This window comes from Granulicatella sp. zg-ZJ (genome assembly GCF_010892355.1).
Lineage (GTDB): Bacteria > Bacillota > Bacilli > Lactobacillales > Aerococcaceae > WM01.
On sequence record NZ_WNJY01000013.1, the window covers coordinates 33,967 to 48,925 of the forward strand.

Annotated in this window: 16 protein-coding genes and 1 pseudogene; all 17 read right to left on the reverse strand. The window is 33.4% G+C overall.

Annotated features, from left to right (window positions below; genetic code table 11):
* Window positions 1-102: 102 nt before the first annotated feature.
* Window positions 103-759 carry a uracil-DNA glycosylase gene (gene ung / locus GMA11_RS05040; RefSeq protein WP_163546131.1) on the reverse strand — a complete coding sequence of 219 codons (657 nt, stop codon included), beginning with the start codon at window positions 757-759 and terminating at the stop codon, window positions 103-105.
* Window positions 760-857: 98 nt separating this feature from the next.
* A complete protein-coding gene (gene rfbB, locus GMA11_RS05045) occupies window positions 858-1,886 on the reverse strand; it encodes a dTDP-glucose 4,6-dehydratase (protein WP_163546132.1) in 1,029 nt (342 codons plus the stop codon).
* Window positions 1,887-1,896: 10 nt separating this feature from the next.
* Window positions 1,897-2,469, reverse strand: coding sequence for a dTDP-4-dehydrorhamnose 3,5-epimerase (gene rfbC, locus GMA11_RS05050; RefSeq protein ID WP_163546133.1), 573 nt, complete (start codon window positions 2,467-2,469; stop codon window positions 1,897-1,899).
* 11 nt (window positions 2,470-2,480) lie between these two features.
* Window positions 2,481-3,350, reverse strand: coding sequence for a glucose-1-phosphate thymidylyltransferase RfbA (gene rfbA, locus GMA11_RS05055; RefSeq protein ID WP_163546134.1), 870 nt, complete (start codon window positions 3,348-3,350; stop codon window positions 2,481-2,483).
* 3 nt (window positions 3,351-3,353) lie between these two features.
* Window positions 3,354-4,313: a glycosyltransferase gene (locus tag GMA11_RS05060; RefSeq protein ID WP_163546135.1), complete on the reverse strand. Its 960-nt coding sequence runs from the start codon at window positions 4,311-4,313 to the stop codon at window positions 3,354-3,356.
* Window positions 4,310-5,434, reverse strand: coding sequence for a glycosyltransferase family 4 protein (locus tag GMA11_RS05065; protein WP_163546136.1), 1,125 nt, complete (start codon window positions 5,432-5,434; stop codon window positions 4,310-4,312). Before GMA11_RS05065 ends, GMA11_RS05060 begins: the two co-directional genes overlap by 4 nt.
* A gap of 510 nt (window positions 5,435-5,944) precedes the next feature.
* Window positions 5,945-6,922 carry a glycosyltransferase family 2 protein gene (locus GMA11_RS05070; protein WP_163546147.1) on the reverse strand — a complete coding sequence of 326 codons (978 nt, stop codon included), beginning with the start codon at window positions 6,920-6,922 and terminating at the stop codon, window positions 5,945-5,947.
* A 490-nt stretch (window positions 6,923-7,412) separates the two neighbouring features.
* Window positions 7,413-8,663: an RIP metalloprotease RseP gene (gene rseP, locus GMA11_RS05075; protein ID WP_163546137.1), complete on the reverse strand. Its 1,251-nt coding sequence runs from the start codon at window positions 8,661-8,663 to the stop codon at window positions 7,413-7,415.
* Between the two features lie 18 nt (window positions 8,664-8,681).
* Window positions 8,682-9,479, reverse strand: a complete 798-nt coding sequence (locus tag GMA11_RS05080; protein WP_163546138.1) for a phosphatidate cytidylyltransferase — start codon at window positions 9,477-9,479, stop codon at window positions 8,682-8,684.
* 11 nt (window positions 9,480-9,490) lie between these two features.
* Window positions 9,491-10,246 (reverse strand): isoprenyl transferase, encoded by a 756-nt coding sequence (locus GMA11_RS05085; RefSeq protein WP_163546139.1) that lies wholly within the window; start codon window positions 10,244-10,246, stop codon window positions 9,491-9,493.
* Window positions 10,247-10,495: 249 nt separating this feature from the next.
* On the reverse strand, window positions 10,496-11,605 hold the full coding sequence (locus GMA11_RS05090; RefSeq protein ID WP_240332476.1) for a holin: 1,110 nt from the start codon (window positions 11,603-11,605) through the stop codon (window positions 10,496-10,498).
* Window positions 11,583-12,953 (reverse strand): terminase large subunit, encoded by a 1,371-nt coding sequence (locus GMA11_RS05095; protein ID WP_163546140.1) that lies wholly within the window; start codon window positions 12,951-12,953, stop codon window positions 11,583-11,585. Before GMA11_RS05095 ends, GMA11_RS05090 begins: the two co-directional genes overlap by 23 nt.
* 92 nt (window positions 12,954-13,045) lie before the next feature.
* Window positions 13,046-13,387, reverse strand: a complete 342-nt coding sequence (locus GMA11_RS05100) for a YjcQ family protein (protein ID WP_163546141.1) — start codon at window positions 13,385-13,387, stop codon at window positions 13,046-13,048.
* 48 nt (window positions 13,388-13,435) lie between these two features.
* Window positions 13,436-13,621: a hypothetical protein gene (locus GMA11_RS05105; RefSeq protein ID WP_163546142.1), complete on the reverse strand. Its 186-nt coding sequence runs from the start codon at window positions 13,619-13,621 to the stop codon at window positions 13,436-13,438.
* Window positions 13,622-13,760: 139 nt separating this feature from the next.
* Complete coding sequence (locus GMA11_RS05110; protein ID WP_163546143.1) at window positions 13,761-14,183, reverse strand: hypothetical protein; 423 nt, start codon at window positions 14,181-14,183, stop codon at window positions 13,761-13,763.
* Between the two features lie 29 nt (window positions 14,184-14,212).
* On the reverse strand, window positions 14,213-14,509 hold the full coding sequence (locus GMA11_RS05115) for a hypothetical protein (RefSeq protein ID WP_205422898.1): 297 nt from the start codon (window positions 14,507-14,509) through the stop codon (window positions 14,213-14,215).
* Between the two features lie 94 nt (window positions 14,510-14,603).
* A pseudogene (locus GMA11_RS05120) lies at window positions 14,604-14,959 on the reverse strand (helix-turn-helix domain-containing protein); the annotation flags it as partial.

Genomic DNA, 14,959 nt, shown 5'->3' on the forward strand with positions numbered 1-14,959 from the left:
TTCAACCTCTATACATACACATAGACGCATAAAAAGATACACATGTATCTTTTTATGCGTGTTTATTTATTCTTCTTTAGGAAATATTATCATACTATGTTTTTACGACAATGTCCAGTCAATCGGCTCTATATGTAAAGCACGTAAATATTCATTGATTCGGCTAAATGGTCGGCTCCCAAAAAAGCCTCTATAGGCTGATAACGGACTAGGATGTGGTGCTGTTAGTATGATATGTTGCGGATTTGTAATGAGCGTTTGTTTAGATTGAGCAAGGCGTCCCCACAACACAAAAACGACTGGTTTTTGGCGATCATTTAATACAGAAATTACTTTATCCGTAAATATTTCCCATCCTTTGTCTTTATGACTGTGCGCTTGCCCTTTTTCGACAGTCAATACGGTATTTAACAACAAAACACCTTGCTGTGCCCATTTTGTTAAATTTCCTTGAGTAGGCATTAAACAACCAATATCGTCTACTAATTCTTTAAAAATATTTTGTAGCGACGGAGGAAAGTCGATATTTTCTTGAACGGAAAAACTTAATCCGTGTGCTTGATGTTCTCCATGATATGGATCTTGTCCTAAAATAACAACTTTCACATTATCATATTCAGTTAATTTTAACGCATGAAACATATTTTCTTTGGTCGGAAAAACCGTTGCTACTCGCCGTCTTTCTGAAACGTATGTCATCACTTGTTTAAAATACTCTTTTTCTTTTTCTTGCGCTAAAACATCATGCCAAGTCGTCATACACTCACTCCTTTTCTCTCATTACAGTAACAAAACAACCGTATATAGTCTTTTATTCGATAAAAATTGTGTTGAAAAATCTTCCAACACAATTTTACTTATTGCCCATTTTTCGCGTAATTTGTTTCGACACTTTCTTTATCAGCTTTCCACCAATCTTGATTTTCTTGATACCATTGAATCGTATCTGCTAATCCAGAGCGAAAATCTGTATATTGAGGTACCCAGCCTAATTCTTCACGTAATTTTGTAGCATCAATCGCATAGCGTAAATCATGGCCCGCACGATCATTTACATGTTCATAAGCATCTTTAGGTTGTCCCATTAACTCCAAAATCAATTCAACGACTGTTTTATTATCTTGCTCACCGTCTGCACCGATTAAATAGGTTTCTCCAAGACGACCTTTTGTTAAAATAGTCCACACGGCACTAGAGTGGTCATTGGTATGTATCCAATCACGTACATTTTTTCCTTCTCCATATAATTTAGGTTTAATACCACTTAATACATTGGTAATTTGACGTGGGATAAATTTTTCAATATGTTGATACGGCCCATAGTTATTTGAACAATTTGAAATAGTTGCTTTTAGCCCAAATGAGCGTACCCATGCTCTAACTAATAAGTCGGAACCTGCTTTTGTTGATGAATACGGACTAGACGGATTATAAGGTGTTTCAGATGTAAATTTTTCTCCAACGCCGTCCCCATGTCCAGGTAAATCTTCACGTAAAGGCAAATCTCCATAAACTTCATCGGTGGAAACATGATGATAACGTACATCATATTTGCGACACGCTTCAATCAATGTGTATGTTCCAATAATATTTGTTTGTACAAATGGGAATGGGTCTTTCAAAGAATTGTCATTATGCGATTCTGCTGCATAATGTACGACAGCATCTGCTTTTTGTACTAATGCATCCACAAGCGTTGCATCTGCAATATCTCCTACGATAAGTGTTACTCTATCTTCAGGTAATCCTTTTAAGTTTTCACGATTTCCGGCATAAGTCAATTTATCCAATACAGTTACATGAATATCTGGATGATTGTTTACAACATAATGCACGAAATTTGATCCTATAAATCCGGCACCACCTGTCACAATAATATGCTTCATCTTATTCTCCTTATATTTGTCCATATACAAATGGATTTTCTGTTTCAAATTCTTTTAAAGTTGGGTGCTTTTTATCTTTTTCAGATAAAATAGCTTTTTCAATATTTACTGGCCAATCAATCGCTAAATCAGGATCATCAAATGCAATACCTGCATCAGCTTGTGCATCATAATAATTATCGCATTTATACAAGAAATTTACATTTGGTGTTAATGTGACAAAACCATGTGCAAATCCTCTTGGCACGTATAATTGACGATGATTATGCTCGGACAAAATATATCCTTCCCACTGCCCATAAGTAGGACTTCCTTTCCGAATATCAACAATAACATCTAATACAGCTCCTGTTACCACACGAACTAATTTTGCTTGAGCTGCCTCTCCTTTTTGAAAATGCAATCCTCTTAAAACACCTGCTTGTGCGGATAAAGAATGATTGTCTTGCACAAAATCCGTATTGATACCCGCTGCTTTAAAATCTTTTTCTGAAAAACTTTCTGTAAAAAATCCACGATGATCTCCAAAAACAGCTGGCTCAATAATTTTGACATCTTGTAATTTTGTTGTCGTTACTTTCATGATTTGTCCTCTTATTCATGCTCTACTAAACGTAGTAAATACTTTCCATACTCATTTTTTTTCAATGGTTCAGCCAATGCTAAAACTTGTTCTTTCGTAATATAACCCATACGGTAAGCAATTTCTTCTAAACATGCCACTTTTAAATTTTGACGTTTTTCAATCGTTTCAATAAACGTAGATGCTTCAAGTAATGATTCATGCGTTCCTGTATCTAACCACGCAAACCCACGCCCCATAATTTCAACAGATAATTGCCCTTTTTCTAAATAAGCTTTATTAACATCTGTAATTTCTAATTCGCCACGAGAAGATGGTTTGATGTTTTTAGCAATATCAACAACTTGATTGTCATAGAAATATAAGCCTGTTACTGCATAATTACTTTTTGGTTTTTCTGGTTTTTCTTCAATAGACACAGCTGTCATATTTTCATCAAATTCCACAACACCAAAACGTTCCGGATCATTTACATGGTAGCCAAAAACAGTTGCACCCTCTTTTTTAGAAGCTGCACGTTGAACCATTTTAGATAGCCCACCGCCATAATAAATATTATCTCCTAAAATTAAACAAACAGAGTCATCACCAATAAAGTCCTCTCCCAAAATAAACGCTTGTGCTAAACCATCTGGACTTTCTTGTACTTTATATGAAATATCTAACCCAAGTTCGTGTCCATTTCCAAAAAGTTGTTCAAAACGTGGTGTATCTGTTGGTGTGGAAATAATTAAAATTTCACGAATACCCGCCAACATTAAAACAGATAGTGGGTAATAAATCATTGGTTTGTCATAAATAGGCATTAACTGTTTAGAAACAGCTCTTGTAATTGGATACAAACGTGTGCCACTACCTCCTGCTAAAATAATTCCTTTCATTTATTAACCTCCTGATTTTATACGTCGTATCATTTTATTACCAAGATATTTCGGTAATATCGTTAACGCTATTTCAAATAATACTAACGTTTTATCTTCTTTTAAATACTTTGTTAAAGACCAAATATCTTTGAATTTTCTCGTTTGAAATGCTTGTATTCGTTGACCGACAAACGATAATTCTTTATCAATCTCTTTTTGATACGTCTTACCAAATCGCAATGCTAAAGCGCGAAACTTATCTTGTTCGGGGACTAACTTTAAAGGAATATAATCATCAACAGCATCAATCCCTTTTAGAATAGCTTTACCAATTTGATTATGCTGATGTAAACGATAATCAATTAAAGGTTCTTTTATAAAAGCTATACGCCCCATGCTTGCAGCGACTAAAGCTAACCAATGATCATGCACATACTCTTCATAAAACGGCATCGCTTTTTTAGCAATCTCTGTTAACATTAGCATGGAACAGCCAGGCATACAATTTCTTCGAATAAAAAATGAGAACGTGTTATCTCCATATACATGGTGAATACGTTTATTCACAGTAGCAAAACTCGACGACACAAATTGTTCATTTTCATCAATAATCGCTAAATCAGAGTAAACAAGCAATGCTTTTTCTTGTTCAAGTTTGTATACTAATTTTTCTATTTTTTGATGATGCCATCTATCATCTTGATCACAGTAAGCAATATACTCTTGTTGACAGTCACTTGTCAATAACTCAAAAGTCTTTGTACTTCCCATATTGACGTCATTTTGCACAATCGTAAATGGTCTTGTGAAAATAGTTGTCGCTAATGTGGCGATTTGTTTAAAATAATCATCATCTGCACTATCATCTCTAATATAAATATGACAATTAGGATACGTCTGTTCTTCAAGACTTTTGAACTGTTCCTCTAAATAAGTCATATTTGGCTTATATGTCGCTACGACAATACCTACTGATTTCATCTATCGTTCTCCTTTGTGAACACACCGCCCAACAACTCATCTAATCGCTGATTATATTCACGCTGATTAAAATAATGCATAAACACATCTTTAGCTCGGTATTTCATTTGTAATATATCATCTGATGTTAAAGATTGAATATTATCAATGTTCTCTTTTTTTATGTTTTTTCCAATACTGTACTCAAACACAAAACGCTCGGTATCTCCAGATACAGTATTCAACAATGGCAATCCCCCATTTAAATAATCCAATGTTTTTAATGTCAATCCGATAAAAACAGTGGGTTTTAATATATTGATACCAAAGGCACATTGATTAAAAATATCCTGTTTTTTCTTTGCATCATACACATTCCCATAGTCATAAATATGTTGACAAAATACCGATAACCTTTCAATAAATTGTTCTTTTTTCTCCCCATTACCAATCACATGAAGTGTAATAGGTTTATACTCACTCAATACTTTTATCATCTCTTCGATTTTATCAATATCAATAATATTATTGATAGAACCTAGATAACATAAAGGCAGTACATCTTCCTCTGGTGTATACGCAATATCCTCATCACAATTTTCTTTACAAGGATATAATGTTTGAACATTTAATGTTGGCTGTATTTCTTTTAATCTCTCTTTAAATAAATCACACTCACTAAAAACATAATCTGCTTTGCTTAAAGCTTTTGTCCGTAATGTTTGCCAACAATAAAAAGGAAGAGAAAGTAGCGTTTTTGAAGAGCCTGACGGAAACGTTTCCGGCCACATATCAAACACATCAAAAATAACACGAACACTCGGATATTTTTTCTTGTATTTCGCAATAAAATGTGCCACAAAATTCGGAGGTACCATAGCATATATAACATCTGGTCGAATCATTTCTAATTGTTGATATACTTTTTTAGCAAAAGCATAGTGCGAATGGATACGTTCAAACGAAATATTTTTTTTATATTGTATCAAAGGAATCTGCACTATATTAGGAATTGCCAACGTATATTTTTGGCGATTCATCGTATCATAATCTCCTGTCACATACGTGACATCATATCCCTTTTGTTCTAAATATGTTTGAATGTATTGAATCCGTAATCCATAATAATTAAAATTACTCACACAAACGGCTCTCATATCGTCACTTTTCCTTTATTTATATTATAAAATATTATAACATTGATCGTAATGATGTCAAAGTAAGGTTATAAAACAATGAAAATAATATTCAAATACTAATAAACAAAGAAACAAAAAAAGCTGTGACAGCAACCAAAATGATACTGTTCTATGTCAAATAGTGTTAGTAATCAAAATAAAGCAACCTGATCAGCTAATAGTGCAGATGTTTCTTTTCTATCAGTTTCCTTGTTTTTAAATAAACGATTTACAATTAGTATTCTTATACTTAAATTATAAAACCTCATTAAAATATCCGGATATCACTTGATTTATATGGATATAACAAAATTTGCAAATAAGATAAATTAATCTCATCATGAATTAATAGTTCTTCGTTAAATTGCATTATTTAGTTCTATTTAAACAGAACCTTTATCCTATAAAACAAACGGCGTCAATCATCCATTTAGTCACAAAAATACTATACCATCGATTTTTAAAACATTCTTGTTATTTTTCACATGACTCTTTTCTCATGCCTTTTGTTTTTCTATCAATCATATATCGAGGTCTTGCCTTCGTTTCTAAATAAATTTTCCCAATATATTCTCCAATAATACCAATGGAAATCAATTGGATACCGCCTAAAAAACTCATAATGGATATCATACTTGTCCATCCTACTAGAGTATAACCAAAAAAATAACTCACAATACTCCAAATCAAAAAGATGAAACTTATTATAGACGTTAACACACCTAAAACTGTAATAACACGAATTGGACGAACACTTAAACTTGTAATACCGTCAAAAGCTAATCCTAGCATCTTGCTTAAAGGATAATGACTTTCTCCAGCCATTCTTTCTTTACGGCTGTATTCAACAACCGCATGATTAAAACCAATTAAAGGAACTAATCCTCGTAAATAAATATTCACTTCCTTAAATTCAGAAAGAGCAAGTATCGCTTTTTTTGACATTAAACGATAATCCGCATGATTATATATAACTTCACCACCCATTTTGGATAAAAGTTTATAAAATTTTTCCGCTGTAAATCGTTTGAAGAACGTATCTGTTGATCGATCCTTACGAACACCATAAACAATTTCGGCTCCATTTTTATATGCTTGAACCATATCTGTCATACAACAAATATCATCTTGTCCGTCACAGTCAATCGTAATTACAATATCGGCAAAGTCAGCAGCCTCAATCATACCTGCCAAAACGGTAGACTGATGTCCCCTATTTCTATTTTGAGAAATCCCTTCTACCCATTCTTCCTGTGAGTACCGTCTTATTAAGTCCCATGTTTTATCTTTACTTCCATCATCAACAAACAAAATACGACTTAAAGGACTAACATATCCATTATCCATTAAATAGTGTAATTGCTGACTAAAAAGCGGAAATGTATGAGGTAAGACAGCTTCTTCGTTATAACAAGGAATAACAATATATAATATTGGATTTTCCACTACTATTTTCTCCTTTATTTTTATTATCTTCCAATACTAGAAAACAAAAAACGACCAAAATTTTTTAATAACAATATTGATAGTACTATTCAAATAATAGATTTTTTCTATTTAGACGAAAATCATTATATCATATTCAGCTTAAAAATTTAACCAAAAGTAATTATGGTTGTATAATTTTTAGGGTTAATGGCATAAGCCAACAACCCTAATTTCATGTAGACAAAAAGGCAATTTTCTCTTAAATTAAAAGTACCACCAAATAATAAGGAGAAATTGCCTATGTCTAATATAACAGAAATCTTACTACAATTAAAGGATAAAAACATCACATTTGATCATAAGTAAATTATATAATTAAGTTAGTGTATAGTTGCCAAATATTTATAATATACTATCTCATAAAATATTTTAAAAAGTTTAACAACTATTTAACACAACTTATGATAGAACTCTTATGATTCAATAAATCTACTACTTAGAATAACACTCACAATTATTTAAAAAACCAACGCTGTATATCATTGAACGTTACGGCAACCATAAGCAATACCAATAATCCTGCAAATACCAATGTAATCATGGTTTCTTTTTCTTTACTAATTGGTTTCCCACGCAATAATTCTAGTATATTCAATACGATTTTCCCACCGTCTAATGCTGGAATTGGCAGTAAGTTCATCACACCTAAATTCACACTAATCGCAGCCATAAACATTAAAACAGACATTATACCACCTTGAGTGGCTTGCCCACTTGCTTGAGCAATTGCTACTGGTCCTCCAAATTGTTGAATATCAAATCCTGTTTTGAAAAATCCAGCTAGAGTTGACCAAATACCTGTAGCAATTTCCCATGTTCTTGTGAAACCATACGCCAAAATTGACGTTACAGAAGCATCTTTTTCTTGCTGGAATGTGACACCAATGACATTATTTTGAAACGGTACAGTGTATGTCACCATCTCATGATTTTCTTTTTCCACTATCAATTCAACTTGTGTTTGTGTTTTTTTCGCTTCAGATAGTCTTTGGTATAATTCTGCCCCATTTTTCGTTTCTTGATGATCTACCTGTGTGATACTGTCCCCTGTACGAATACCGGCTTGATACGCAGGTGTGTTTTCCATAACATTTACTTTATTCAATAAATGAGGAATACCACCATTCATAAATCCAACTAAAATAAATAGTAAAATACCTAATATAAAATTGTTTAATGGTCCACCAAAATTAACAAGAATACGGCGAAAAATACTTGCTTGTTCAAACTGTTTTTCTAGTGGTGCTACTTGTATTTCAGTTCCGTTTTCTTCGATATACGTTGCCTCTTTTGAAACAGAAAAAGTACTATCTGTATCTTGCCCTGCTAGACGACCTATTAAAAGCATTTCTTTTTCTAAATCGGCTTGACGCACTTCAAAAGGTACTGCTTTATCCAATCTTGTTTTAGCGCATGTATTAATGCATGTCACTATATTGTCTTGATTGAGTACAATACTAATCAACTGTCCTGCTTTTAAAGGTTCAACATCATCACCATATCCTGCTAAACGAACATATCCCCCAACAGGCAATGCTCGAATAGTATATGTTGTCCCATTTTTCTTTGTGGCAAAAATTTTAGGCCCCATACCAATCGCAAATTCTCGAACAAGAACACCTGAACGTTTCGCAAAATAAAAATGACCAAATTCATGAATGGTGACTATCACCCCAAAAACAAGTAAAAATACAATAATTTGCATGAAAAACCTCCTATTATCTTATATTAAGCAAATTAAAATAATGTGACACGCTACCACCCCAAAAAGTGTGCTATCAAATCTATCTAACACACCACCATGACCGGGTAGTATATTTCCTGAATCTTTAACATGGTAAAATCGTTTTAAAGCAGACTCAACTAAATCTCCCATTTGTCCTGCTAACGAAACACCAAATGCCAATAAAATCGTCCCTAGAAAATCTAGTGAAAGTGTCGCAAATGGTTGATGTATCGCAACAAAAATGAGTGCATATAAAACAGCAAGTGCCGTTCCACCAACAGAGCCTTCAATCGATTTATTAGGACTAATATGTGGAGCTAAACGATGTTTCCCAAAACGTCTTCCTACAAAGTACGCACCTGAATCAGTTATCCAGCCAATAGAAAAAATGAACAAAATCGCAACAAATCCATACTCTCTAAGAATAAGTACATGGTGTGCACCTAATCCAATATATAAAGCTGCAAGCGAAACTATACCTACTTTTTCAAATGAAAATTCATTTTTAGAAAAAACGGTTAAAACGAGTAACGCAAAGGAGCATAGACATAGCCAAAGTAAAGGTGTCATACGGAAATAATTGTAGTAAGTAATTGGAATGGTTAAGCCAATCGTTGCCAACAATCCAATAATCACTTCCGGAGAAGGTATTTTTATTTTTGCCATATGCATAATTTCCATAAAACAAATAGCAGCTAGTCCTACAATAGAAAGCTGGAACGTTAATCCTCCAAAATATAATAATGGCAGACCTATCGCCAAAATGACAAGCGCTGTTATAATTCTTAACTTCAAGACATTTCCTCCTACAATCCTCCAAAACGTCGATGCCGTTTTTGATATATTGCGAACGCTTTTTCTAATTCTTGTTCTTTAAAATCAGGCCAAAATACATCTGTAAAATAAAATTCACTATAAGCGATTTGCCATAACATAAAATTACTAATGCGCTCTTCGCCACTGGTACGAATTAACAAATCCGGCTCTGCATACTCGCCTAATTGTTTGGACCATAAATAATCTGACACAATCTCTTCGTTAATTTCTTCTACTTTATCATGATATTCAATACTTATTTTTTTTATCGCAGCAATTATTTCCGCACGGGACCCATAATTTAATGCAAAATTTAAAATCATACCGTCATTCTGCTTTGTCTGCTCCACAGCATCCAAAACAGCTTTTTGCGTCTTTTCGGGTAATTGCTCAATAAATCCCGTTGTCATTACTCGAATATTATTTTCATTTAATTGTGGAATAAATGTACTAAAAAAATCAATCGGTAATTTCATTAAAAAAGATACCTCATCGTGAGGTCTTTTCCAATTTTCTGTTGAAAAAGCATATAAAGACAATACTTTAACACCTAATTTTTTCGCATGCAATGCAATCGTTTTAACTGTTTGCATACCTTCTTTATGCCCAGCTACACGAGGTAACATACGTTGTTGTGCCCAACGACCATTTCCATCCATAATAATGGCCACATGATTAGGAACACCTTGCTTTTCATCAAACGATATTTTTTCTTCATTATTTTGTTTCTTTTTGAAAAAAAACATATCCTCACCTATTTTCTCAAGATTTCACTACTTTTCTTATTGTAACATAAAGAAACGACAATATACATTCAAATAATAACATTTTTAATCGCTTGATAAATCAATATTTTACAATTATACACTATTTAATCAATCACATCTACTTTAGTAACAACGTAGTAAAATACGTAGCAAATTCGCTGGGGAATGTCTGATTTTGTCTAAACAAAAAACACCCCTAAACTAGAACATTCTAGCTTAGGGGTTCATTTATTTTTTCTTCAATATATACGGTACTCCGTTGATATTCACTTCAATATTTTCAAACACAATTTCTATCTTATCGTGTTTGACCTCTTCTTTCTTATAAATCATGTCGTCATATTTAGATAACGAACCATTCACTTTTTCAATCTCTGCTAATCGACTTGTCATACCAATCAAGTAATTTTCATAACCAGTTGCTGCATAATCATAGTATGATCCACCTACTTTAAACATACCTTTAACACATTCAGAAAAGGACTTAACACCGGATACACAATACATATACCCATTTCTCATTAAATGGAACCAATCTTTTAAAAAGTCGTCTACTGTTTCATAGTGCATATAATAACCACCTTCGATTTGTCGTCTTGCACTACCTTTTGTGACAGTCACACCACTATCACGTACAACCGTTTCTTTGCCATCTGGCATTGTCATGCCTGCCCAATTGTTATCTATGATACCAACATTTGACGTACCCCACAACCCCTCAAAATGTAGAACGGTAATGGCATAACTTGGCAAGATGTCGTAATGTTTGCATAGTGCGATTATTTTGTCTAAAACTTCTTGTGAAAGACTAGAACCTTTGTAGTTTAAAACACCATCTGATTTATTTTCCGGTTCGCTAGCTGGCACATCTTCTCTTTTCGTCAACAACTCATTCACTTTCGCTTGTACGGCATCGTACTTGTCACCTAGTGCTTGTTTTCGTTGTTCGCCATTACCTAACTTACCGTCTATCACATCTTGTGCTAATTCGTCAATAGAACGCTCATTCTCGTTCGTATTGTATCCAAGCAAGCTATTTACTTTTGCTTGTACGTCTTCAACGTTGTATCCTGCTTTTTTTAATAATTCAGTACGTTCTGCACCATTCCCCCACAAACCATTTAAGACTTGTTGGGCTACTTCGTTTATATCTGTTGTTTTAACCGACTCATTTTTATTGTATGGTGGACGTATCCAACCGACAATCCCGTCAAATGAACGTTCCCGGTAACGTGCTACACCACCAACTGTTAAACTATCTGCGTTGCCGTCCACATTTTGTTCAATGGTTTTAATCGTGTAGCCGTCACTATCTTCAATGACGAGCCCAGTGTGCAAGTAATGCACTGTCCATTAAACTAATATCCATATCTTCAAACTGTGATTTATAACCAAATCCTCCATTTGTGCCAATATTTCGCTTTTCACAATTCGTTACGACACTTTTTAAGGACGGTTGTCCATTATGGCAAATGCTTTGTTGGTAAATACCCTGTTCCCATAAAGAATTAGCAGTAATAATTTCTTTGACAGTTGGTAAGACAGTTCTTTTTATTTTATAGTCTTTTAACTCGTTTTCAAGTATTTGTTGACTTCCTGCACCGTCAATCACAATACTGTCCACATCTGCTGATTTTAGAAACTGAATAATCCATTGCGTGCCATTTCTTACAGACTGACAATCAATACATTCAACAAAAATAGTTTCATTCATTCTAACAGCAACACTCATCGCAACATTTTCTCCGTTGCTGCCAAATTTTATACCAACAAATAATTTACCTGTAAAATGAGAAATATTTTCAACTTTTAAACAATCCCAATCTTTTTCAGAAATAGCTGATTTTTGATTATATCGTGGCCAGTAACCCAAACGTTGAATATTATGGTCTAACTTATCTTCTCCAAGCTCTGCCTCAATTTTCCGCTCGTTTAAATGGTATCCCATTGACGGATTAGAATGATACCACGCCTCTACATCGTCAATCTCTTTTTCTTCATCAACAGACCACTCTGCCCAACCAGAATATTTTGTTTTACCAAATAACACATTTTGTCGATAAGTTGTAAAAACCGTCCCTGTTGAAACAGGTGTTGGTGGTGTACCACACATAACTGTCATGGGATTATCACTATCTGTTACAGTATATTTAAGTGCTGATTCTTGTTCAGTTGTGTATTCTTGTGCCTCATCAATAATCATTAAGTCAAAACCTTCACCAAGTCCACCATTTGATGTTCTTGTTCGGAATTGAATAATACCACCCGTTTCATATAATTCAATTCTTTCTTGTCCTTTTGCACGAATAGAATTAAAATGTTTTCCATCCACATAACCCATTTTTTCAAGATATTTCTTAACCTTTTCAAAAGAGGAATGAGATGTACTTATTCTATGAGCTGTATGCAATATATTGATACCTTCGTGAAGTCCCCATATCTCCAACATGTAGAGAATTTCAGACTTACCATTTCGCCGTGGAATAGAATACCCAAATTTTTGATGAACCCATAACTGTTCCTTATCAATTGCCATAATTGGCTTTAATAAGTTCTTTTGCCACTCGTAACATGTTAAACCTGTTTTTTCGTATAAATCAACAGCTTCTTGATATTTTGATTTCGTTTTTTGTAAGATTACCGATTGAGTAGGATTCTGATTGCCAATTTTCTTTCTTTTAGCCATAAAAACTCCTTTCAACCGCTCACCCTGTAGCTTTTAATGCCTTCAACAGTTTTGGGCAAATAAAAAAAGCACTTCCGACAAGTCGTGAATACCTAATTCCATAAACTCATTATCGTTCTTGCTTCTTTTACTAAATTAATTAACTTTTTCATTCTAGAATTATCTCTAAGATATTCGATACCATCACCAGTTATTTTTACTTGCGATAAATCATACCCTACAACATCACCACCCCAAGACTTAATTATTTTTAAGTTCTTAATGAATTTCTTTTCTTCCAAATCTTCCAATATAGAAATAAAATAATCTTCATTAATTGGAAAATCATTAGTTAAAGGATATAAATAAGTATCATCTTCATAGCGATTTTTTAACTTTCTATAAAGATAGGTTAATATCTTAAAAACTATAACATCATAGTCATCTTTTGCCATATATACCTCCTTAAATATAAAAACACCTAAACTTATTTGGAAAAGTGATTAGCTTCGTCTCCAAAACGGCTTTTGAAATTTATGGATACATTTACTTATTTTTGCATTTTCGATTTTTAACTGTTCATATGCTTCTTCAAGAACCGTCACTTTGGTGAAGACTTCCTCCATTTTTTGTTTCAATTCTACAATTTCTTTTTCTAATAAATGTTTCTTTTTCATCCGTTTGTTCATGATTAAACCTCCTTTTGTATATAAGAAAAAAATGCCTATATTACTATAAACTTTTGATTTTTTGTGCGAAATGATATATAATGAGGATAAATAAGAACTGGTTTGGTTCCCCTTGTCCACATTGTGGTCGGAACCTAAGTCAGTTCTTTTTTTGTAGTATATCAATTAACTTATTACATCGTTTTATAACGGCAATATCGAGTCCTCTACGTCCACTTTTATAAATATTATTAAGCTGATCGATTACTTCTCTAATGCTTAAAGAGGAATCTGTAATATCATATATAATGTTTTCCGCTTGAATTCTTGCTTTTCTAGTATTTTGATCAATCGTTCCTTTTCCTGCGCCTGTGATTACTTTTAGGTCGAATTTCATATCTTTAATCAAATAATCGGGTGTATGTACAGAATCCGGATAATTTATTCTTGGTACCAAATATACCGAAGTACCAAACAACTTAGAAAACCACTCTGCTACTTCCTTTTCTTTTTGTGAATAATCTAAAACCACATGCTTACCATCAACAAAGTACTTAACCCCTTCATGTTCCCAATAATTCATTTCTGATACTTTGCCTTTACCTACATTTTTCAACCACTCCTTTTTATACTTAAATAAGGCTTATCAGTATCTGATAAACCTAGTTCTTTTCTTTCTTCAATTTTCGATATATCAACAATCTTTTTAGACCAAACATTTTGCTTTTTACCATCACCAGGTTTGTAATCAACCGTACACCGACAATTTCCATGTCGACGGTAAACATCTTTAGGAACTTTCGGATAATCGTATACACCAGCTAGATTGCGACACCAATCGCAACAATTCCCAGTATGCGTCCGAATGATTTTAGGGCTTAATCCATGCTTCTGCATATTTAACGCCATTTTCTACATAAATTGTCAAATAATGTTTCATACGTTATTCCTTTCTAAACTCAGTTTGAGTTGTTTATATAGCATCAATCGAATGAGTGCGTTTAATGATAATTGTTTTAACAGCTTTTCTTGTCTGGATATCGTATCTAGCAAAGTAGTCTAATAGCGTGCTGGATTTACGGTCGTGTACAACGTCAATCAGTTGATGAGTCAGTGCATCACAATAGATAAAACTCATGGTACTATCAGAAGATTTTACTGACTTGAATTCATCAAAACATAGATGATGAGGTAATTGTGTGTTGTGATTTACTTTTAAAGTAGAGGCGACCTTATCAACAATACGTCTGACCGTATGTACAGATACATTGTGTTGTTTAGCGATGTAGGTTTCTGAAATGGTTTCTGTTAAAGTATCCATTATCTTTTGTTTTAAACGGTTTGTGATAAAACAATGCT

Coding starts and splice junctions, on each gene's coding strand:
- ung (WP_163546131.1), bottom strand. CDS start 759: ATGACGACTTGGCATGATGTTTTAGCGCAAGAAAAAGAAAAAGAGTAT.
- rfbB (WP_163546132.1), bottom strand. CDS start 1,886: ATGAAGCATATTATTGTGACAGGTGGTGCCGGATTTATAGGATCAAAT.
- rfbC (WP_163546133.1), bottom strand. CDS start 2,469: ATGAAAGTAACGACAACAAAATTACAAGATGTCAAAATTATTGAGCCA.
- rfbA (WP_163546134.1), bottom strand. CDS start 3,350: ATGAAAGGAATTATTTTAGCAGGAGGTAGTGGCACACGTTTGTATCCA.
- GMA11_RS05060 (WP_163546135.1), bottom strand. CDS start 4,313: ATGAAATCAGTAGGTATTGTCGTAGCGACATATAAGCCAAATATGACT.
- rseP (WP_163546137.1), bottom strand. CDS start 8,663: ATGCAAATTATTGTATTTTTACTTGTTTTTGGGGTGATAGTCACCATT.
- GMA11_RS05085 (WP_163546139.1), bottom strand. CDS start 10,246: ATGTTTTTTTTCAAAAAGAAACAAAATAATGAAGAAAAAATATCGTTT.
- GMA11_RS05095 (WP_163546140.1), bottom strand. CDS start 12,953: ATGGCTAAAAGAAAGAAAATTGGCAATCAGAATCCTACTCAATCGGTA.
- GMA11_RS05100 (WP_163546141.1), bottom strand. CDS start 13,387: ATGGCAAAAGATGACTATGATGTTATAGTTTTTAAGATATTAACCTAT.
- GMA11_RS05105 (WP_163546142.1), bottom strand. CDS start 13,621: ATGAACAAACGGATGAAAAAGAAACATTTATTAGAAAAAGAAATTGTA.
- GMA11_RS05110 (WP_163546143.1), bottom strand. CDS start 14,183: ATGAATTATTGGGAACATGAAGGGGTTAAGTACTTTGTTGATGGTAAG.
- GMA11_RS05115 (WP_205422898.1), bottom strand. CDS start 14,509: ATGGCGTTAAATATGCAGAAGCATGGATTAAGCCCTAAAATCATTCGG.